We start from the raw sequence: 20210 nt of genomic DNA, 5'->3' as shown, positions 1-20210 counted from the left end.
GGCCCGGGATGACGACGTCGTGGATCCTTGCCTACGCTGGAAAAGGCAACCGACGTGATACAGGAGTCGACGGCATGGCGATGGGAGTCTGCACCTGGACGCTCGGCATCGACGACCTCGAATTGTTGATGGACAAGGTGCTTGAGCTGGGGTTCGATGGCGTCCAGGTCGATGAGCTGTGGGAGCATGTCTCCCCGGCGGTGATCCGGGGTTCGCTGGCACGCAGGGGACTGGCGCCGATGGTCGTGGATGCTCGGCGGATCGGCCCGCAGGCCGGAGAGGCGCCGGACGTGGCGCGGGGCGTGGATGCCTATCGACAGGTCATCGATCGCGCCGCTGAACTCGAAGCGCCGGTCGTTACGCTATCGATGCTGCCGCTCTGGATTCGGGGCCGTGCCACGCCATCCAACGCTCTGGCGGCGGCGTGCCGCGAGCTGGCCGATTACGCCGCCGAGCGGGAAATTCGGTTGGTCCATGACGTCGTCAATCACGACGAGACACCGATGATTCACACACTCGACCAGGCCAATCGGCTGGTAGGCGAGGTGGCGCGGGCCAATTTCGGGCTGATGCTCGACAGCTACCACCTGCATTTCGAAGCGGTGGATCCGGTCGCGGCGATCGAATCGAGCGGCGATGCACTGGCGGTCTATCAGGTGTCGGATTCGACCCGTGGCGGTATCGGCAGCGGCGCCGTGGATTTCGAAGCGCAGTTCGATGCGCTCTTGCGGATCGGTTTCGACGGACCGGTGATTCTGGAGTGCCTGCCGCCGATGCACGATCCCGTTTCGCCGGTATCGAGCGAGGGCAACCGCCGTATTCTGGAGGACGAACTCTCGCGCTCGCGGGAGATCTGGCGTGGCTACTCCTCCTCCCGCCGTTGAGCGCCGTTACGTGCGTCAGAGCCGCCGCAATCCCCACATGAAGTAGACGCCGCCGATCAACGCGGCGATCAGGCCCGCCGGCAGTTGGTAGGGGAAAAACAGATTTCTGCCCAGCCAGTCGGCGGTCACCATGACCAGCATCCCCAGCAGACCGGCGCCGAGCAACTGATGCCTGGCGCCGTGGAATCCCATCAGCCGCGCCATGTGCGGGGCCATCAGGCCGACGAAGGAGAGCGGCCCGATGACCAGGGTCGCGGCGACGGTCAGCAGGGCGACCAATGCCAGCAGCATCAGTCGGCTGCGATCCACGTCGACGCCGAGCGCCTTGGCGGTGGGCGCGCCCAATGGCAGCAGCGTCAGCCAGCGCTGCAGAGGTAGTGTCAGCGCCAGCAGGAGGATGGCAATTGCCACGATCCAGCCGCTCGAAGTCAGGCTGGCATAGTAGGTCGACCCACCCAGCCACGAGAGCAACTGCTGTGCCCTGGGATCTTCGCTCGCTAGTACGATGGCGCGCATGGCATCCAGCAGCGATGAGATGGCGATGCCGGTCAACAGCAGCCGCTCCGGGGCGAAGCCACTGCGGCGGTTGCAGACGATCAAGACCAGTAGCGCTACCGTGGCCCCGCTGAAGCCCATGACCGAACCGCTCAGTGGCGCGATGCCGAGCGGCAGCAGCATCAGCGCGATCACGCCGATCGCGACGCCGGCACTGATGCCGAGGACCTCGGGACTGGCCATGGGGTTGCCGGTCATCCGCTGCAGCAGGGTGCCGGCGATAGCCAGCATCAGCCCCGCCGCCGCGGCCGTGGCCACTCGCGGTAGCCGCCAGTCGACGATGAGCGACAGGTCACCTATGCCTGCCACACTGGGGTGCATGGTGTGGCTGTCGAGCATGAAGCCGACAAGCAACGCCAGCGCGCAGGCGACGATCGTCAAACCCGCCAGCGCCCACAGGCGAAGGTGTGGTCGTGCCAGGCGCGGCATGGTCAGCCCGGTGCTGGGCGTCGGTCGTGATCCACCGACCCGCAGGCGCGGCAACAGCCACAGCAGCAGCGGGGCGCCCAACGCCGCCGTCATGGCGCCGGTCGGTAGCAACGAAGCGGTGAACGGAGACAGCTGCTGCACGGCGAGATCCGTCACCGCGAGCAGCAGGGCGCCCAGAATCATCGACCAGCCGAGCCGTTGGGATAGCGTGCGGGCGCCGGAGAGCCTTGCGATGGCCGGCGAGGCGAGGCCGATGAAACCGATCAGGCCGATAGCGCTGACCACGCAGGCGGTCATGAAGATTCCCAGGCCGAGGCCGGCGAAGCGCAGCTTGCGCAGCGAGATACCGAGGCTTCTGGCGCCATCCTCCTCGAGATCGAGCAGCGACAGCGGGCGTAACAGCAACAGTGCCAGCGCGACGACTATGCCCAGGCGTAGCAGCAGGAAGCGTGAGTCGTGCCAGTTGTCCTGGGCCAGTGCCCCGGACCCCCAGATGAACAGCCCCGACAGGCTCTCCTGGTGAAACAGCAGCAATGCACTGTTGATCGCGCTGAAGTAGAGACTGACCACCATCCCGGAGAGCACCACCACCATCGGCGCCAGGCGTCGCTTCCAGGAGAGCGCTAAGACCAGCAGCATCGCCACGATGCCGCCGGCCAGGGCAATCCACTCCCTCCCGGCCAGCATCCAGCTCGGCGCCCACAACGTCGCAACGACCAGCGCCAGCTGCGCACCGCTGGTGACGCCAAGCGTCGCCGGCGACGCCAGTGGATTACGCAACACCTGCTGCATCAGGCAACCCGCCAGGGCCAGTGCCGCGCCGCCCAGCAGCGCTACCAGCAGCCTCGGCACGAAGGTGTAGTGCATCACGATCTGACGGATCTGGTCATCGTCGGGGGCAACGATGGATTGCCACCAGAACCCGGAGAGATCGCCGAACCGGGTATGCAGGGTCGCGGCTGCCAGGCCGATCGCCAGCAGCAGCAGGGCGATCGCGAACCCGGCGGGGGAACGCGTGCGAAGCGTCATGGCACCTGATCCTCGACGGAAGAGGCGCGAGACGTATCGGCGGTGGCGACATCGACCAGCGAACGGGCCAAGCGCTGCAGTGAAACCAGACCGCCGTAGGGCCAGACGGGGTCGATGAAGCTCACTCGCCCCGCGCGTACCGCCGGCAGGTGCCGCCAGATCTGATTGTTGCCCAGGGCCTCTTCGACGCCGCGGGGATAGGGCTTGATGACGACAATGCGCGCCTCGGGCCTCTCCGCGAGTCGATCGATCGGGATGCTGGCGTAGCCCCAGGCGTTGGTCGGACCGGCCCAGGCATTGGTGAGGCCGGTGCGGGAGAACAGCGTGCCCACCATATTGCCCTGGCCGAACACGCGGACGTGCTGAGCATCGCTGAACTGCACCAGATAGAGGGGCGTTTTCGCTCCTCGCAGGGCCCGTGCGGCGTGTGCGAGAACGGCATCGGTTTCGGCGATCAGGGCTTCGGCCTGCGGCTGCCGGCCGGTCAGTCTCGCGATCTCGCGAGTCATTGCCAGCGTCGCCTCGTAATACGGCCGGTCGGTGTAGAAGTTATCGATCATCCTCACCGGCATCAGACGCTCCAGACGGGCGTTGTCGCGGGAGAACAGGGCGCTCGTCATCAGCAGGTCGGGCGGATCCTGAGCCAGCAGTTCGAGGTTAGGCTCGTTGCGCAGACCCATGTCCAGCGTCGAATCGGGGACCGCTGGCGCCTTGACCCAGGCGTTGTAGTTGGGGATATCCGACACCGCGTAGGGTTCGACCCCCAAGGCGATGAGGGTCTCGACGACGGTCCAGTTGGCGGCTGCGATCCGCGGCGGTTTCGAATCGGCGTCGGCCTGGGCATCCGCCTGCGCGGTGCTCATCCCCAGCAGCACGGCAATCGCAAGTGCGAGGAGAGCGGGAAAAGAGCGAACACGCGGCAAAGTGACGGTTTCCTGGCGACGGGAAAAGGTGACATGGCGCTGATCCGGCCGGCAGCGCGGCGCCGGATTCGGCTATGGGCGGTGATGGTAGATCGAATGACAATCGTTATCAATAAAGAGCGGGGCTCGGCGACTCGAGATTCTTGTACATATAAGAAGCGTTCTCATTTTTATTTTGTCAATCTGCGTATAGAATGCCGCGGAATGCCTCTATTCCTTGGACCGACGTGCGTGCCACCGGCTCTCGGTCCACTGCTTCTGTCGTCAGACCAAAACAGGTTCAATAACATGACATCAGGGAACTCTTCTTCGGGACATTGTCGTCAGGCCTTTCGTCTGATGACGTTCGTGGCCATCGGTGCTGCGCCGCTGATTTCGCCGGCATGGGCGCAGAGCCGTGGCGATACGCAGGCATTGAATACGGTAACGGTGACTAGTACTGCGCCGACCTATGGCGATACGCCGCCGCCGGCTTTTGCGGGTGGGCAGATCGCCGCAGGTGGTCGTGTCGGCCTGCTGGGTGAAAAGGATGCCATGGACATCCCCTTCAGCGTGACCAGCTACACCAGCGAACTGATCGAGAATCAGCAGTCGCAAACCCTGGGCGATACGCTGCAAAACGACGCCTCCGTCAGCGTCGGCCAGGGGTACGGCATCTACGGTGAGGCCTTCAAGATTCGCGGCTTCAATCTAACCGGCGACGACGTGGCCTACGGTGGTCTCTACGGCGTGCTTCCCCGCCAGCTCATCAACAGCGACATTGCGGAGCGGATAGAGGTGTTCAAGGGTGCCAGCGCCTTTACCTCCGGTATTCCCATCGGTGGCAACGGTGGCATCGGCGGTACCGTCAACATCGAACCCAAGCATGCCGGTAATGAACCGATGCTCAAGCTCTCCAGCGGCTATCGTTCCGACAGCTACGGTGAGGTGGGTGTCGATGCGAGCCGGCGCTTCGGTGACCAGAAACAGTGGGGCGCGCGGGTCAGTGCTGTCCGTGGCCGTGGCGATACCGCTATCGATGACGAGAGCCAGCGCGATACCTCGGTCGTCGTCGGCCTCGACTATCGTGGCGAGCGTGGACGCGTGCTGTTCGATGTCGGTCACCAGAAATCGACGCTGGAGGGTGCCCGCTCAAGTATCTACACCGGGGCGGCAACGGAAGTGCCCTCGGTGCCGGATGCTTCCTCTAACTATACGCCCGCTTTCGGAGGCTCCGCGCTCGAGACCAATTTCGGTATGGTGCGAGGGGAGTACGACCTGAACAATGAGTGGACCGCTTTTGCGGCGCTCGGCGGTAACCGCACGATCGAGAATATCGCCTCGGCGAACCCGAGACTCACCGATGACAACGGCAATGCCAGCGTCAACGATTTCGAGACTGGCAACCACATCGATAACTTCGCCAGTCAGGCAGGGGTCCGCGGTTATGTCGTTACAGGGCCGGTGAGCCACGACGTGACGCTTGGCTACTCCAGCGCTTACCGCAAGTTCGACACGGACTGGAGCTTCCTGGCGGCAGGCACGACCAATATCTACGACCCCCAGGATCTATCGCGACCAGAAGGCGACCCTTTTGTGGGAGGCAGCGTGACGCGAACCCGATCTCAAGGTGTCACCCTGAGCGATACGCTCGGCTTCCTGAATGATCGGGTATTGCTGACCCTGGGGGCCCGCTATCAGGAGCTGGAAGTCGACGAGCGCCCCAACGCTGGTGGCAATAACCGTTATGCCGACCGCCGAGTGACGCCGGCGGTGGGTGTTGTGTTCAAGGCTAATCCCAATATCTCCCTCTACGCCAACTATGTCGAGGCGCTGCAGGATGGTGGCACCGTCACCGATACCACGGCATCGAACTATGGCGAGTACCTGGGAATTGCCCACGCCAAGCAGTATGAAGTGGGGACTAAGTTCGATTATGGCAATATAGGCGGCGGCATCAGCCTGTTTCAGATCAAGCTACCGACGGCAGCCGTCGTCGATGGTGTAGGCAATCTCGATAACGAGCAGCGCAATCGTGGCATCGAGCTCAGCCTTTACGGCGAACCCCTCGATGGCCTGCGCCTGTTCAGTAGTGCGACCTGGATCGATGCCGAACTGACCAAGACCCAGGATGGCACCGAGGGTAATGATGCCACGGGCGTGCCCGAATATCGCTTCGTGCTAGGCAGCGAATGGGATATCCCGCATGTCGATCGCCTCACTGCGACGGGTCGTGTCATTCATACCGGTTCACAGTATGCCGATACCGCCAACAATCTCGAATTGGACCCGTGGACGCGACTTGACCTCGGCGTGCGCTACACCATGCCGATCGGTGGCGCGGACTGGGTGTGGCGTGCCGGTATCGATAACGTCACCGACGAGGATTACTGGGCTGGCGCTTCCACGGCCTTTGCCGGCTACTTGATCCAGGGCGAGCCGCGGACGTTCAAGCTGTCGGCAACGGTGGAATTCTAGTTCGCGGATATCATGGTCATCAGCAAAAAGGCGCCTCCCCAGGGGGGCGCCTTTTTTCATGGGGGGATAACCGGTAACGCGTGAATGGCGCGCGGTTCCAGCAGTTTAGCTATTGCGAGGCGACCTGCAGCTGGGGCGATGTCTCGACGTCGAGATTGGCCCGCAGCGTCTCGCTGTACCAGTTGACGAAATCGATCACGCCGAACTCGTAGGTCTTCGAATAGGGACCAGGCTGATAGGCGCGTGAATTGATGCCGAGCTGGTTCTCTTCGGCCAGGCGGCGGTCCTGGTCATTGGTGGCGTCCCAGACCTGGCGGAGACGCTCGGGGTCATAGTCGACGCCTTCGACGGCATCCTTGTGCACCAGCCACTTGGTGGTGACCAGGGTCTCCTGCGGGCCGAGTGGCAGCACCCGGAACACCACCGCGTGGTCGCCCATGAAGTGGTTCCACGAATTGGGCAGATGCAGGATACGCAGCGAGCCCATGTCGGCATTGGGAATCTGACCCATCAGCTTGTTGCAGCCCGGCTTGCCGTCCATGGTCATCGAGACGATGCCGTCGATCAGCGGCGTGCGGGTGAGACGGTTGCGCTTGCCGAATCGGGCGAGCTGCCACGGTACCTCGCAGGCGGTCCAGTCGGCCTGCTTGCGGGCGACCAGGTCACGGTACTCGCCGGTGGAACGGGGATCGTCGGTATCGTCGAACTCGATCAGCGAGTTGAGCAGCTCGGGATGGGCGCCGTTGCAGTGATAGCACTCGCGATTGTTCTCGAGTACCAGCTTCCAGTTGGCGCGTTCGACGATGTTCGACTCCACCGCGACCTTGACGTTATCCATGTCGTAGGGCGACAGGTAGTGTTCCAGCGATACCAGGAAATCGTCGATCGGCTCCGGGTCCTCGCTCAGGTTGACGAACACGAAGCCGCCGGCGCTCTTCACTGCCACGGGCTTGAGGCCGTAGGCGCTCATGTCGAAATCGGCACCCATGTCGCTGCCTGCGAACAGCAGCCGGCCGTCGAGCTCGTAGGTCCACTGGTGATAGGGGCAGACCAGCTTGGCGACCTTGCCCTTGTCCTTGAGACACAACCGCGACCCGCGGTGGCGGCAGACATTGTGAAAGGCCTGGATTCGATTCTCCGCACCCCTCACCACGATGATCGAGTTGCTGCCGACCTCGATCTTGAAGAAATTGCCCTTGGCGGGAATCTCGCAGCTCATGCCAGCGAATAGCCACTGTTTCTCGAACACTTCCTGCATGTCCAGCGCGAACAGTCGCGAATCGTTGTAGAACGGCTGGGGCAGCGAGAAGGTCGGGTCGCGCTGGTCCAGCATTTCCGCCACGGCGGCGCGAGTCTCGGCAAGGGAATCCTCCAGACTGTCGCGTGGAAGTGGTGACATGGTCGCATCCTCATCGATAACGGGTGTGGGTCTTCCCGAACATGTCCGCGGGAACGACCGGGTGAGATGGCTATGACGGTGTCGGTTCTTCGCTCTCGTTCCGACTTTCGGCGAGTGTCGCTCAGGTGCTGGTGATGAAATTGTCCAGCCGCGACATTCGTCGATGCCAGGCCGACCGCCAAGCACAAATGATCACCGGGGCGTCACACGTTGATACCGGGGTGGCGATGACGTCGCGCGGCTGTCACGACGAGTCAATTTTCGTGCTGGCGACGCGGTTTTGACGATGGCTGGGGGTGGTTGACATGCCTGTGTCGTTGATAGGCAAGTCGGTCCGCGTCGGCGTGCGCAGAATCCGCTGAGGATGGTAATTCACCGGAAGCGGCTGAGCGGATTGGCATTCTCGCCCTGGCCATTTCCCCGATCGAGTGCGGTGACGATGCAATTCTTCAATCCGGTCAATACCCAAACCTGGACCAACGGCCGACATCAGGTGCGGTGCGTCAAGGTGATTCAGGAAACCTGGAACGTGCGAACGTTCTGTTTCATGGCCGACCAGCCGGTGATGTTCTTCTTCAAGCCGGGGCAGTTCGTCACGCTGGAGCTAGAGATCGCCGGTCAGCCAGTGATGCGTTCCTACACGATCTCCAGTTCCCCCTCGATCCCCTACAGCTTCTCGATCACCGTCAAGCGGCTGCCAGGGGGGCAGGTCTCCAACTGGTTGCACGACAATCTCAAGATCGGTGACCCGATGGTGGTTCACGGGCCGGTCGGCGATTTCAACGTTATCGATCATCCGGCGGAAAAAGTGCTGATGCTCTCGGGCGGTGTCGGTATCACGCCGCTGATGTCGATGACGCGCTGGTTCTTCGATACCAATGCCTCCGTGGATCTCGAATTCATCCACTGTGCCCAGGCGCCCAACGACATCATCTACCACCGTGAACTGGTCCACATGTTCTCGCGGCTGCCGGAGTTCCGCCTGCATATCGTTTGCGAGCGCAGCGACGAGCTCAGCCAGGCCTGGTCCGGCTTTCGGGGCTACCTGACGAGGCAGATGCTGACGCTGATGGCGCCGGACTATCTCGAGAGGGAAGTGTTCTGCTGCGGGCCGGCGCCATTCATGAAGGCGGTGCGCCAGGTGCTGCAGGAAGACGGCTTCGACATGTCGCGCTACCACCAGGAGTCCTTCGGCGCGACGCCGTTGAGCGTCCAGGAGGATGTGCTGGAACTCGCCGAGCAGGCCGAGGCCGATGCCGAGGAAGTCGATACGTCGACGCTGATGCCAGTCGAGTTCACCGGCAGCGGCAAGAGTATCCGTGTCAGTGAGAACGACACCATCCACTCGGCTGCCGCCAAGCTTGGGCTGCATATTCCCAAGGCCTGCGGGATGGGAATCTGCGGTACCTGCCGGGTCATGAAGCTGGAAGGCGAGGTCGAGATGGAGCACAACGGCGGCATTACCGAGGAGGACGAAGCGGAAGGTTTCATTCTGTCTTGCTGTTCGAAGCCGCGGGGAAAAGTCGTCATCGATTTCTGAGCCACGGGCGACGGGCTGCAAGTGTTAGACCTTTGGACCTGACGGCTGTCGTCGCGGCGTCATTCGATGGCGTGACGAGACCGTTTCAACGTCGATGTAACTCCTAGTCTGGTCTCGCGCCTTCATGCGATGTCGTCGCCAGAGCGGCACGACACAAGGCATTCCGAGATCAGACCCAGGAGTCCACGCCATGTCTTCATCCGCCAACCGAGGCGTCGTCTTTCGCGGTGCCGGCAAGGTCGCCGTCGAGAGTATCCCCTTCCCTGAACTGGCGCTCGGCAGCCGCCAGTGCCACCACGGTGTCATTCTCAAGATCTTGACCACCAACATCTGCGGCAGCGACCAGCACATGGTGCGTGGCCGTACCACGGCACCGGAAGGGCTGGTGCTCGGTCACGAGATCACCGGCGAGGTGATCGAGTGTGGCCGGGATGTCGAGTTCATCAAGAAGGGCGACATCGTCTCGGTGCCGTTCAACGTGGCCTGTGGCCGCTGCCGCAACTGCAAGCGCGGCGATACCCATATCTGTCTGCACGTCAACGGTGACCGCGCCGGTGGCGCCTACGGCTATGTCGATATGGGCGGTTGGGTCGGCGGCCAGGCCGAGTACGTGATGGTGCCCTACGCCGACTTCCAACTGCTCGTCTTTCCCGACAAGGAGCAGGCGATGGAGAAGATCCTCGATCTCACCATGCTCTCGGACATCTTTCCCACCGGCTTCCATGGCTGCGTGACTGCCGGTGTCCAGCCGGGATCGACGGTCTATATCGCCGGTGCGGGTCCGGTCGGGCTGGCCGCCGCCGTCTCCGCCCAACTGCTGGGTGCGGCCTGCGTCATCGTCGGCGACATGAACGACAAGCGCCTCGATCAGGCGCGCAGCTTTGGGTGCGTCGGGCTCGACCTGAAGCAGGATGCCAGCATGTCGGAGCTGATCGAATCAGTCCTCGGCGTGCCGGAGGTCGACGCTGCGGTCGATGCGGTGGGATTCGAGGCTAACTGCCATGGTCACAACCATTCTCATGAGCAGCCGGCTACCGTGCTCAACGCCACCATGGAGATCACCCAGGCCGGTGGCCGGGTCGGCATCCCAGGGCTCTACGTCACCGAAGACCCGGGCGCCGAGAGCGAAGACGCCAAACACGGCAATATCTCGATGAAGTTCGGTCTCGGCTGGGCCAAGGCGATGTCTTTCCACACCGGCCAGACACCGGCCATGCGCTATCAGCGCCAGTTGATGCAGGCGATTCTTCACGACAGGGTACAGATCGGCAAGGCGGTGAACGTGCAGACCATCTCGCTCGACGAGGCGCCCCAGGGGTATGCCGACTTCGACGGCGGTGCGGCGAAGAAATTCGTGATCGATCCGCACGGCACGCTCAAATAGCCACGAGCCACGAGCCACGAGCCACGAGCCACGAGCCACGACCAGCGCCAGTTTCGGAGCGCTGTAGAAAGAGCCGGCGATGCCCCAAGGCATCGCCGGCTCTTTTTCGTTTGGCTGGGCCAGCGAAAGGCAGCAGAATCGAGTCTTTGCGATCATCCGACAGGAACCCGACCGAGACCGATGATGACAGAGCCGACCCCGAATCTGCCGCGCTGCGCCTGGGCGCAGACTCATCCACTGAATGCCGAATACCACGACGAGGAGTGGGGCGTACCGGAGTACGACAGTCGCGCGCTGTGGGAAAAGTTGATCCTCGATGGCTTCCAGGCGGGGCTCTCCTGGCTGACCATCCTCAAGAAGCGTGACGCCTTCCGCGAGGCATTCGAGGGCTTCGATCCCGTAAGGATCGCCGACTATGACGAGCATGATATCGAGCGTCTGATGGGCAACGCCGGCATCATCCGCTCGCGATCCAAGATCGAGGCGACCATCGGCAACGCCCGGGCCTACCTCGCCATGCGCGACAACGGCGAGGATTTCTCCGAGTTCCTGTGGAGCATGGTCGGCGGCAGGCCGATCCAGCGGGACTTCGAACGCGATGGCCCTGTCCCCACCCAGACGCCGCTGTCCCTGGAGATTTCCAAGGCGCTCAAGAAGCGTGGGTTCAAGTTCGCCGGTCCGGTCATCGTCTATGCCTGGATGCAGGCCGTCGGCATGATCAACGATCACGCCGACGCGTGTCATCGCCGCAAGCCGGTAGAGGCGATGGGCTGATCGCCGCTACCGGAGGGAGTTGCTTCGCGGCATGCTCAGTCCAGGCGCCCATCGAACAGCTCGCGAAACGCGGCATAGCGCTTCTCGTGCATGTCACGCGCTGCCGTATCGGGCTCGAGTACGTCCTCGCCAGGCGCGAGTGCGCGGGCTACGGCCAGCAGATCGCTATCGCGCCACGGTGCCATGGCGGCCACGGCGGCCCCCAGCAGCACGGGCTCAGGGGCGTCTGACAGCACCACGCGGCAGCCGGTGCCATCGGCGTAGAGCTTGCGCAGCAGGGGGGAGCGGTTGTGGCCGCCGCTGAGGTGGAGCGTGTCGATGGCATAACCATTGGCGTTCATGCGCTCGATGATCGCCCGCGTTCCGTAGACCAGCGCCGTCGCCGCGGCCCAGTACACCTTGATGAGGGTCTCCTTTGGGGATTCCAGCGTGAGGCCGACGATGGCGCCCCGAATGTCGGGGTCAGCCAGCGGTGAACGATTGCCGATGAAGTCCGGGCGAACGTGCAGGTCCGGTGCCGGATCGCCTGTTGCCAGCCGCTCCAGGAGCAGTTCCGAGAGAGCCCCGTGGGGATCGTCGCCAAACTCGCCACCCGCGCTGAACAGGTCGACGATATGGTCCAGCAGGGCGCCGGTCAGGCTCTGGCCGCCTTCGTTGGCGACGAATCCATCGCACAGGGCGCCCGGATAGGGGCCCCACACGCCGGGGACTTCGCGCCGTTCCGGCTGTGCACCGATATGACAGGTCGAGGTACCGGCAATCACCGCCAGCCGATGCGCCGAGTGCGCGTCGAGGCTGCGCCCCAGCGTTCCCATGGCGCCGGCGTAGGCGTCGATCATGCCCACGGCAAAAAGACAGTCGGTGGTGAGTCCGAGCTCGGCCGCGGCCCTCTCGCTCAATCGCCCCAGCGGCTCGCCCACGGCGGCGGCGCGATCGGGCAACGACAAGCGTTCGAGTACGTCCGTCATGTCGATCTGGGCGAGGAATTCCCGGTCCCAACCGCGGTTCGGCCGCGGATCGAAGGTCCATTTGCAGGCCAGCATGCAGACCGAACGGCGATCGATGCCGGTGCAGTGATAGCCCAGCCAGTCGCCCAGGTCACCGGCATAACCGATGCTGTCGTAGAGTTCCGGTCGGTTGCGCTTGAGCCACATCAGCTTGGGCATCTGCATCTCCGGCGACATCACCCCGCCGAGATTGGCCAGTGGTGCAGCCTGGGTCGCGGTACAGACCGACGCCTCGGCCGTCGCCCGATGGTCCATCCAGACGATGATGTTCCAGGGCTCGTCGCCAGGCGATAGCGCCAACGGCTCATGCTGGCGGTCGAGCAGCGCCAGCGAACAGGTCGCGCTGACCGACATGCCCTTGACCTGGGCCGGCTCGATGTCGGCCTGATTGACCGCGCGACGGGTGGCGTCGCAGACGGCTCGCCAGATATCGGTGGTGCTTTGCTCGACATGATGCTCGAGAGGGCGATGAATGGCGATCGGTGCCTTAGCTTCGCCCCGCAGTTCGCCGCGATCATCGAAGACCCCGACGCGGGCGCTGCCGGTGCCGATGTCGACGCCCAGTGAATAAACGATATGGGACATGATTGGCCTGTTCATGAGCGTTTGAGAAAGGGCATGCGCAGCGTCATCACAACGATCAGAAACGCGCCCCAGACGGCGGTGGCGAGATGCTGGCTGGCGCCCATCAGGTTCATGCCCGAGGCGATCACCTGAAGACTCATCAACCCCAGCACCAGTGGTAGCACGCGCCCGAAGCCGCCGAACGGATTGGCGCCGGCGAGGAAACAGGCCAGCACCGTGATCAGCAGATAGCTCTCGCCATGGCCCACGCGGACAGAATTGAACCGTGCCAGCATCACCATGCCGGCGATCGCGGCCAGCAACCCGGAGAGCGTGTAGAGCACGATCAGCACGCGGCGCACGTCGATTCCCGAGTATTCGGTGGCTCGCAGGTTGGAGCCGATCATGTGGATCGAGAATCCGGTACGGGTGAACTGCATGAAGTAGGCGAGCCCGCCGGCGGAGAGCAAAAAGATCAGCATCGGGACGGGGATGCCGATCAAACTGCCGCTGCCGAGCCACTGAAAGCCTGCCGGCATGCCGGAGATGCCGCCGCCGCGAGTCAGGAATTCCCCCAGCCCCTGGAGGAATATCATCGCCCCCAGCGAGACCAGAATCGGGTGGGCACCGACCCTTGCCACGATGACGCCGATCAGCAAGCCGGCTGCACTGCCGACGGCGAGCCCGGCGCCGATACCTGCGATGATGCCGATCACGCCAGCATCGCCGAGCGCGTTCTGTACCAGCCAGGCGGTGGTCAGCCCTGCGATGTTGGCGGTGAAGGTCACCGCCAGATTGAGACCGCCGGAGATGATCGGCACCAGCATGGCCAGCGAGAGCAGGCCGAGTTCCGGGAGCTGCACGGCCATCGAGCGCACATTGACCGCGCTCAAGAACCCGGGAGCCATCAAGGCGAAGAACGCGAAGCTGACGACCAGTAGCAGCGCCATGATGCCGATTTCGAGTGACTCGGCGCCGGGGCGAAAGGTACGGCGGAGGGCGGATACGGCGCTCATTGGCGTGCCTCCTTGGGAATCGCGCGACGCGGCAGCAGCTTGTCGAGATTGCTGCAGGTGATCGCGACGAGAATGATGAAACCGACGATCATGCGGAAGGCGTAGGGAGTCACGCCTAGCAGGTTGAGCCCGTTCTGCACCACGGCCAGCAGCAGCACGCCGAGCAGCGCCCCGGTCACCGAGCCGCGGCCGCCGCCGAGCGTCGCGCCACCGAGGACCACGGCTGCGAGAATCGGTAGCTCCTGGCCGATCAGCGCGTTGGGAACCACCTCCTGCACGATGTGGGCCTGCATCAGCCCGGCGACACCGGCGCACAGACCCAGCCAGCCGTAGGCGAAGGCGTGGATCACGCCGACTCGCACGCCCGAGCGTCGGGCCGCTTCCGGGCTCGAGCCGAAGCCGTAGATGGCACGGCCGAAACCGGTCCGGGTGAGGATGAATCCGGTGGCAAGGCTCATCACCACCATCACCGCGACGGGGAGATAGAGCGTCGCGCTGCCCCGTGAGGCGGGTAGGTCGATCAGTGGAACCGAATAGTAGAGCCAGTCGGGCACGTCGTAGATCGACACGCCACCGGTAAAGACCATCAGCAGGCCGAAGTAGAGGTTGAAGGTGCCGATGGTGACGATGATCGAGACAATCCGGAAACGGTGAATCAAAAAGGCGTTGACCAGGCCGAGCAGACTGCCCACGGCCATTGACAGGAGGATGCCGAACCACCAGTTGCCGCCGCCCATGTGATCCATCAGTAGCGTCATGACCACGTACTGCACCACCGAAGCCGCCACCGCGAACGAGATGTCGATGCCGCCGGCGATGAGCACCACCACCAGCCCGACGGCGAAGATCATGTTCACGGATTGGTTGTTGAGCAGGTCGAACAGGTTCTGTGTCGTCAGAAAGGTATCCGTGGTCACACCCAGGACGAGACAGAGCGCGACGATGATCGCCGCCAGCACGCCCTCGGTACCGAGGTGCAGTCTACGCATTGATGATCTCCTCGAGCGATGCCTCGGTAGTGGCGTTCGGCGTGAGCTCGCGGCTGATTCGGCCCGCCTTGAGGACCACGACGCGGTCCGAATTCATCCAGATTTCGCCCGCCTCGTCCGAGATGAGAATGATCGACATGCCCTCGTCGGCCAACTGGCGAATGATCTCGAAGATGCCCGCCTTGGCGCCGACATCGACGCCCACCGTGGGACAGTCGAGAATCAGTACATCGGGTTGGGTCGCCAGCCACTTGGCCAGCACGATCCGCTGCTGGTTGCCCCCCGAGAGGGAAGAGACCGCGAGTTCGGCGTCGCTGACCTTGGTGCCGAGACGCTGGATCCACCTGGCGGTCAGCTCGCGCAGACGTCGCGGGGAGAGAAAGCCCCTTGGCTTTTCCAGTTCGTCCAGTACCGTCACGGCGGTATTCATGTTGATCGACTGGTTCTGGACCAGTCCCAGATGCAGGCGGTCCTCGGAGACGTAGGCGATGCCGTTGCGGATCGCGTCCCGGTTGGAGCGCAGCGTCAGCGGCTTGCCGTTCTTGAGCAACTCGCCGCCGGTGGGACGATTCATGCCGAACAGAACGTGGGCGAGCTCGGTGCGTCCTGCGCCCAGCAGCCCGGTGAGGCCCAGTATCTCGCCGCGATGCAGCGTCAGGGAAACCTCCTCGAACTCGCCGGTGCGACTCAGATTGCGCAGTTCGAGCACCGGTTCGCCCGTGCAGGCGGCTTGACGCGGGGTAAGTGTCAGCTCGCGACCGGTCATCAATTGCGACAGTCGTGTCTGGGTCATGCCCTCGGTGGAATAGGTCCCGACCAGCGTGCCATTGCGCAGCACGGTCACCCGCTGACAGACCGCCAGCACCTCCGACAGGCGATGACTGACGAAGACGATGGAGATTCCCTGCGCCGAGAGCGAGCGGGTGATTTCCAGCAAGGTCTGCACTTCGTTGCGGGTCAGCGAGGCCGTGGGCTCGTCCATGAACACGATTCGAGCACCGGCGCGCAGGACGCGGCAGATCGCCACCAACTGACGCCGCGCGATGGAGAGATCCTCGACCCGGGTATCGGGGTCAAGGGGAACCCCGAGTCGCTCGATCACCTCGCGCGCCTGGTGGCGGGCGGCTCGACGCGAGAGCGGCCGAAAAGGGCTGGCCACGTAATCGTCGAAGACGATGTTCTCGGCAACGCTCAGGTGCGGGAACAGGGCCAGGTCCTGCCAGATGACATGGATCCCGAGTGCGCGGGCGTCGTGAGGGGTGATGCGGCTCACGGCGTCGGCATTGCCGAACGAGAAGGTCGCCCCCGCTTCCGGTGTATAGACGCCGTTGAGTATCTTGATCAGCGTGCTCTTGCCGCAGCCGTTCTCGCCGGCGAGACAGAGCACCTCGCCACGACGAAGCTCGAAGGAAACGTCATCGAGTACCCGGCTCTGGCCGAATACCTTGCTGACACGCTCCGCCCGTAGTGCGATGTCATCCATCGCTGTCTCTCCCGGAAGGCAAGATGAAGGAAGGCCGCGCGAATCCCGCGCGGCGATGGCGGTCGAAGCGCTTCAAAGGCCGAGTTCGGCCAGTTGGTCGACCGTCTGCTCGTTCAGCTCCAGCGGCTTGGAGGCGAACAGGGTATGACCGTCGAGGCGAACCTTGCCCAGTACCGGCAGGTCGTCACCATCGGCGATCTCGCCACCTTCGTAGAGTCTGTCGCCGAGTGCGACGAAGGCCTTGCCGGCCTCCAGCGGGCTCCACTGGAAACCGCCGGTTATGACGCCCTCGTGGACCAGGCGGCGCCCCTGGCCGGGGGAGAACAGGCCCATGACCTTGATGTCCCCGGCCAAGCCTCGCTCCTTGACGGCTCGAGCGGCACCGATGGTGCCCTGGCTACCGAACGACATGATGCCGGCCAGGTCCGGATGGGCGCGGATCAGGTCCAGGGTGGTGTTGCGGCTGTCGTCGACGCTTTCGGCGACACCGAAGCGATCGGCGGCCTGCTTCATGTCCGGGCAGTGCTGGTCGAGCCAATGTACGGCGGCATCGGCCCAAGCGTTGTGGGCTGGCACGTTGAGTCCGCCGACATAGACGGCATAGGAACCTTCGCAGCCGGTGGTATCGGCCAGCAGCTGGGCGTGCTCTTCACCCAGTTGCTGGGCAGAAATCATCTCGAAGTCGTAGTCGATGTTCTCGGAGTCGGGACTTTCATGCGTGAGGACGATGATGCCCTGGTCGCGGGCCTTCTTGAGTACCGGCTCCAGCACTTCGCGATCATTGGGGACCACACCGATGACATCCACGCCGCGAGCGATGAGATCCTCCACCGCACGCACCTGCAGCGCAGGGTCGGCGCTGGTGGGGCCGATCATGTAGGCATCGACGCCGAGCTCGTCGCCCATCTCCTCGATGCCTTGCTCCATGGCGTTGAACCAGGGAATCCCGCCGACCTTGGCCACGACCGCGATGGTGGGTTTGTCCTGAGCCTGCGCCATGCCGGCGCTGCCGATGACGCCCGCGATAACGGTCGCGGCGAGATAGAAGTTGCGTTTCATGATCGGTTCCCCGTCGTTGGTGGTCCGATAGCGCAGCCGGGTCGAGCGGTCTTGACCAAAGTCGCTTATGAATGCGCAATCGGTTGTGCAACTATTCGTTTCTGCATCGTCCAGGTCAATGCGACTTTTGATCTACCGAAGGGGAGGGCCCAAGTGTCGAGCGAGTCATCCAGAAAGCTGACGATCTACGATCTCGCCAAGCTGGCGAACTCCTCGCCGAGTACCGTCAGCGCCGTCTTGAACGGTACGTGGCAGCGCCGCCGGATCAGCCGCAAGCTGGCCAAGCGAATCCTCGAGCTGGCCGAGCGCGAAGGATACTCGACCAACATGCAGGCGCGGGCGCTGCGCCGCGATCGTTCCGGCATTCTTGGCATGATTCTGCCGCTCTACGACAACCGCTATTTCAGTTCGATTGCCCAGGTATTCGAAGCGGAGGCGCGCAGGCGAGGCATTTTCACCATCGTTTCCTGCACCAATCGCGACCCGGCGCAGGAGCGCGAGGCAGCCAGGATGATGCTGGCCTACCGCGTCGAGCATCTGATCTGTACCGGGGCAACGGACCCGGACGCCATCGCAGAAATGTGCAGTGCCGCGGGGATCGCCAGCCTCAACCTCGATCTGCCCGGCACGGCCGCGCCGTCGGTCATCTCCGCCAATCGCGAGGGTGCGCGCCGGCTGACGGATGCGCTGCTCGACCGGCTCGAAGCGCGGCGAGCCGACGCGGCGCGCGTGCTGTTCATCGGGGGGCGAGCCGAGGATCACAACACCCGGGAACGTATCGAAGGCTTCCGCCAGGCCCGTGAGAAGCGCGGTCTGGCCACAGCGCCCACGGATATCGTCACCTGTGATTATGCCGCCGAGAAGGCCCAGGCAGCGCTAGAGGCTTACGTCGATCGTGAGGGCCGGTTGCCCGCCGCGATGTTCGTCAATTCCACGATCTCGCTGGAAGGTATCGTCCGCTGGCTGCGCCTGGGGGGACATGACGTGAACGACATCATCATGGGCTGCTTCGACTGGGACCCACTGGCGGCAGCCTTCCATCCGCGCCTGATCATGATGCGCCAGGACGTTCCCACGATGATCGCGCGCCTCTTCGACTGGATCGACGTCCCGCCCGAGGATCCGGCGAGGCGGCTGGAGGTCATGCCGGAGATCGTCGGCGACCCGATGTGAGTCCGAGTCGCCGGATAGCCGCGATCTCTTCTCTTTACGTCACGTCGTTCGGTCGTGTGCTCTCGAGCGAGAGGGGCAGGGCTCTGTCGCGAATCGCAATGTCATGTCGCAAACACGCCCGATCGTGACGTCGCAGCGCATCATGCCCCCCCAGGTGGACGATACCATCGCGGAAAATCACCGCACGCCGACCGCGTGTCGCCACGGCGACGAGCGACGTAGAGAGGGTCCCCATGCAACGTTATTCCGGTTTCAGCCTGGTCAAGCACGCGCTCAGTCATCACGAGAACTGGCAGCGCCATTGGCGCAACCCTGCACCCAAGAAGCGCTACGACGTGATCATCGTCGGCGGTGGCGGCCACGGTCTGGCGACGGCCTACTACCTCGCCAAGGAGTTCGGCGTCACCAATGTGGCGGTGATCGAGAAGGGCTGGCTGGGTGGCGGCAATACCGCGCGCAACACCACCATCGTGCGCTCCAACTATCTGTGGGACGAGGCGGCACAGCTCTACAACCACTCCCTCGATCTGTGGAAGGGGCTGTCCCAGGATCTCAACTACAACGTGATGTTCTCGCAGCGCGGCGTGCTCAACCTGGCGCACACCCTGCAGGACATGCGTGACGTGCAGCGCCGGGTCAATGCCAACCGTCTCAACGGCATCGACAGCGAGGTGGTGACCCCCGAGCAGATCAAGGAGATCGAGCCGGCGCTGGATATCTCCAAGAGCGCGCGTTACCCGATCATGGGCGCCTCGTGGCAGAAGAGTGCCGGGGTCGCGCGTCACGACGCGGTGGCCTGGGGCTTCGCCCGTGGCGCCGACGCGCTGGGCGTCGATCTGTTGCAGAACACCGAGGTGACCGGCTTCAAGATCCGTGATGGTCAGGTCTACGGCGTGCACACCAACCGCGGCGACATCGAAGCGCATACGGTGGGCTGCGTGGCCGCGGGCAACTCCGGCGTGCTGGCGAAGATGGCCGGGCTCAAGCTGCCGCTGGAGTCGCACCCGCTGCAGGCGCTGGTCTCCGAGCCGCTCAAGCCGATTCTCAACACCGTCACCATGTCCAACCACGTGCACGGCTACGTCAGCCAGTCAGACAAGGGCGACCTGGTGATCGGCGCGGGGATCGACGGCTACCTGGGTTACGGCCAGCGCGGCAGCTTCCCCACCATCGAGCACACCCTGCAGGCGATCGTCGAGATGTTCCCGATGTTCTCGCGGGTGCGCATGAACCGGCAGTGGGGCGGCATCGTCGATACCTGCCCCGACGCCTGCCCGATCCTGTCCAAGACCAAGGTCAAGGGACTCTATTTCAACTGCGGCTGGGGCACCGGTGGCTTCAAGGCCACCCCCGGCTCCGGACACGTTTTTGCAGCCAGTCTGGCTAAAGGGGAAATGCACCCCATCGCGGCGCCGTTCTCCATCGATCGGTTCAATACCGGCGCCTTGATCGATGAGCATGGCGCCGCCGGCGTGGCGCACTGAGGGTACAAATGCCTGCGCGAGCGAATCGCTGCGTTACGCGGTACTCGGACATTCGCCTAAT

15 protein-coding genes are annotated in these 20210 nt (G+C 63.7%); 7 read left to right on the top strand and 8 right to left on the bottom strand.

Annotated features, from left to right (window positions below; genetic code table 11):
• Positions 1-74: 74 nt before the first annotated feature.
• Positions 75-884: a sugar phosphate isomerase/epimerase family protein gene (locus DOM54_RS00925; RefSeq protein WP_162619734.1), complete on the top strand. Its 810-nt coding sequence runs from the start codon at positions 75-77 to the stop codon at positions 882-884.
• Between the two features lie 15 nt (positions 885-899).
• Here the strand turns inward: DOM54_RS00925 and fhuB are convergent, their stop codons facing one another.
• Entirely contained in the window at positions 900-2897 is a 1998-nt protein-coding gene (gene fhuB / locus DOM54_RS00920; protein WP_110714552.1) for a Fe(3+)-hydroxamate ABC transporter permease FhuB, read from the bottom strand.
• Positions 2894-3820 carry an ABC transporter substrate-binding protein gene (locus tag DOM54_RS00915; protein ID WP_110714551.1) on the bottom strand — a complete coding sequence of 309 codons (927 nt, stop codon included), beginning with the start codon at positions 3818-3820 and terminating at the stop codon, positions 2894-2896. Before DOM54_RS00915 ends, fhuB begins: the two co-directional genes overlap by 4 nt.
• Positions 3821-4108: 288 nt before the next feature.
• Here DOM54_RS00915 and DOM54_RS00910 point away from each other — a divergent pair, with 288 nt between their 5' ends.
• Positions 4109-6277 carry a TonB-dependent receptor gene (locus tag DOM54_RS00910; RefSeq protein WP_110714550.1) on the top strand — a complete coding sequence of 723 codons (2169 nt, stop codon included), beginning with the start codon at positions 4109-4111 and terminating at the stop codon, positions 6275-6277.
• Positions 6278-6386: 109 nt separating this feature from the next.
• On the opposite strand, the gene DOM54_RS00905 is transcribed toward DOM54_RS00910, so the two are convergent.
• Complete coding sequence (locus tag DOM54_RS00905) at positions 6387-7676, bottom strand: aromatic ring-hydroxylating oxygenase subunit alpha (protein WP_110714549.1); 1290 nt, start codon at positions 7674-7676, stop codon at positions 6387-6389.
• A 439-nt stretch (positions 7677-8115) separates the two neighbouring features.
• Here DOM54_RS00905 and DOM54_RS00900 point away from each other — a divergent pair, with 439 nt between their 5' ends.
• The 3 genes from DOM54_RS00900 (at position 8116) to DOM54_RS00890 (ending at position 11374) form a co-directional block, all read left to right on the top strand.
• Entirely contained in the window at positions 8116-9216 is a 1101-nt protein-coding gene (locus DOM54_RS00900) for an FAD-binding oxidoreductase (protein ID WP_281430347.1), read from the top strand.
• Between the two features lie 190 nt (positions 9217-9406).
• Positions 9407-10600 (top strand): formaldehyde dehydrogenase, glutathione-independent, encoded by a 1194-nt coding sequence (gene fdhA / locus DOM54_RS00895; RefSeq protein WP_110598401.1) that lies wholly within the window; start codon positions 9407-9409, stop codon positions 10598-10600.
• 183 nt (positions 10601-10783) lie between these two features.
• Positions 10784-11374 carry a DNA-3-methyladenine glycosylase I gene (locus DOM54_RS00890; RefSeq protein WP_110714613.1) on the top strand — a complete coding sequence of 197 codons (591 nt, stop codon included), beginning with the start codon at positions 10784-10786 and terminating at the stop codon, positions 11372-11374.
• A gap of 35 nt (positions 11375-11409) precedes the next feature.
• On the opposite strand, the gene DOM54_RS00885 is transcribed toward DOM54_RS00890, so the two are convergent.
• The 5 genes from DOM54_RS00885 to DOM54_RS00865 form a co-directional block, all read right to left on the bottom strand.
• Positions 11410-12966, bottom strand: a complete 1557-nt coding sequence (locus DOM54_RS00885; RefSeq protein ID WP_110714547.1) for an FGGY-family carbohydrate kinase — start codon at positions 12964-12966, stop codon at positions 11410-11412.
• An 11-nt stretch (positions 12967-12977) separates the two neighbouring features.
• Positions 12978-13961, bottom strand: a complete 984-nt coding sequence (locus DOM54_RS00880) for an ABC transporter permease (protein ID WP_035471896.1) — start codon at positions 13959-13961, stop codon at positions 12978-12980.
• On the bottom strand, positions 13958-14950 hold the full coding sequence (locus DOM54_RS00875; RefSeq protein WP_110714546.1) for an ABC transporter permease: 993 nt from the start codon (positions 14948-14950) through the stop codon (positions 13958-13960). Before DOM54_RS00875 ends, DOM54_RS00880 begins: the two co-directional genes overlap by 4 nt.
• Entirely contained in the window at positions 14943-16433 is a 1491-nt protein-coding gene (locus tag DOM54_RS00870; protein ID WP_110714545.1) for a sugar ABC transporter ATP-binding protein, read from the bottom strand. Before DOM54_RS00870 ends, DOM54_RS00875 begins: the two co-directional genes overlap by 8 nt.
• 72 nt (positions 16434-16505) lie before the next feature.
• On the bottom strand, positions 16506-17492 hold the full coding sequence (locus DOM54_RS00865) for a substrate-binding domain-containing protein (protein WP_110714544.1): 987 nt from the start codon (positions 17490-17492) through the stop codon (positions 16506-16508).
• Positions 17493-17645: 153 nt separating this feature from the next.
• Between DOM54_RS00865 and DOM54_RS00860 the strand changes: the two genes are divergently transcribed.
• Together DOM54_RS00860 and DOM54_RS00850 are read left to right on the top strand one after the other, a co-directional pair.
• A complete protein-coding gene (locus DOM54_RS00860) occupies positions 17646-18665 on the top strand; it encodes a substrate-binding domain-containing protein (RefSeq protein WP_110714543.1) in 1020 nt (339 codons plus the stop codon).
• A gap of 233 nt (positions 18666-18898) precedes the next feature.
• A complete protein-coding gene (locus DOM54_RS00850; protein ID WP_110714541.1) occupies positions 18899-20149 on the top strand; it encodes a sarcosine oxidase subunit beta family protein in 1251 nt (416 codons plus the stop codon).
• Positions 20150-20210 lie beyond the last annotated feature (61 nt).

Source organism: Salinicola acroporae (assembly GCF_003206615.1).
GTDB lineage: Bacteria > Pseudomonadota > Gammaproteobacteria > Pseudomonadales > Halomonadaceae > Salinicola > Salinicola acroporae.
The sequence above is the reverse complement of the archived record's forward strand: the minus strand, read 5'-3'. Positions and strand labels throughout refer to the sequence as shown.

What these genes read in the sequence shown, in the direction of transcription:
- DOM54_RS00885 (WP_110714547.1), bottom strand. Translation starts at nt 12,966, where the DNA reads ATGTCCCATATCGTTTATTCACTGGGCGTCGACATCGGCACCGGCAGC.
- fdhA (WP_110598401.1), top strand. Translation starts at nt 9,407, where the DNA reads ATGTCTTCATCCGCCAACCGAGGCGTCGTCTTTCGCGGTGCCGGCAAG.
- DOM54_RS00865 (WP_110714544.1), bottom strand. Translation starts at nt 17,492, where the DNA reads ATGAAACGCAACTTCTATCTCGCCGCGACCGTTATCGCGGGCGTCATC.
- fhuB (WP_110714552.1), bottom strand. Translation starts at nt 2,897, where the DNA reads ATGACGCTTCGCACGCGTTCCCCCGCCGGGTTCGCGATCGCCCTGCTG.
- DOM54_RS00910 (WP_110714550.1), top strand. Translation starts at nt 4,109, where the DNA reads ATGACATCAGGGAACTCTTCTTCGGGACATTGTCGTCAGGCCTTTCGT.
- DOM54_RS00905 (WP_110714549.1), bottom strand. Translation starts at nt 7,676, where the DNA reads ATGTCACCACTTCCACGCGACAGTCTGGAGGATTCCCTTGCCGAGACT.
- DOM54_RS00900 (WP_281430347.1), top strand. Translation starts at nt 8,116, where the DNA reads ATGCAATTCTTCAATCCGGTCAATACCCAAACCTGGACCAACGGCCGA.
- DOM54_RS00875 (WP_110714546.1), bottom strand. Translation starts at nt 14,950, where the DNA reads ATGCGTAGACTGCACCTCGGTACCGAGGGCGTGCTGGCGGCGATCATC.
- DOM54_RS00870 (WP_110714545.1), bottom strand. Translation starts at nt 16,433, where the DNA reads ATGGATGACATCGCACTACGGGCGGAGCGTGTCAGCAAGGTATTCGGC.
- DOM54_RS00890 (WP_110714613.1), top strand. Translation starts at nt 10,784, where the DNA reads ATGACAGAGCCGACCCCGAATCTGCCGCGCTGCGCCTGGGCGCAGACT.
- DOM54_RS00880 (WP_035471896.1), bottom strand. Translation starts at nt 13,961, where the DNA reads ATGAGCGCCGTATCCGCCCTCCGCCGTACCTTTCGCCCCGGCGCCGAG.
- DOM54_RS00850 (WP_110714541.1), top strand. Translation starts at nt 18,899, where the DNA reads ATGCAACGTTATTCCGGTTTCAGCCTGGTCAAGCACGCGCTCAGTCAT.
- DOM54_RS00925 (WP_162619734.1), top strand. Translation starts at nt 75, where the DNA reads ATGGCGATGGGAGTCTGCACCTGGACGCTCGGCATCGACGACCTCGAA.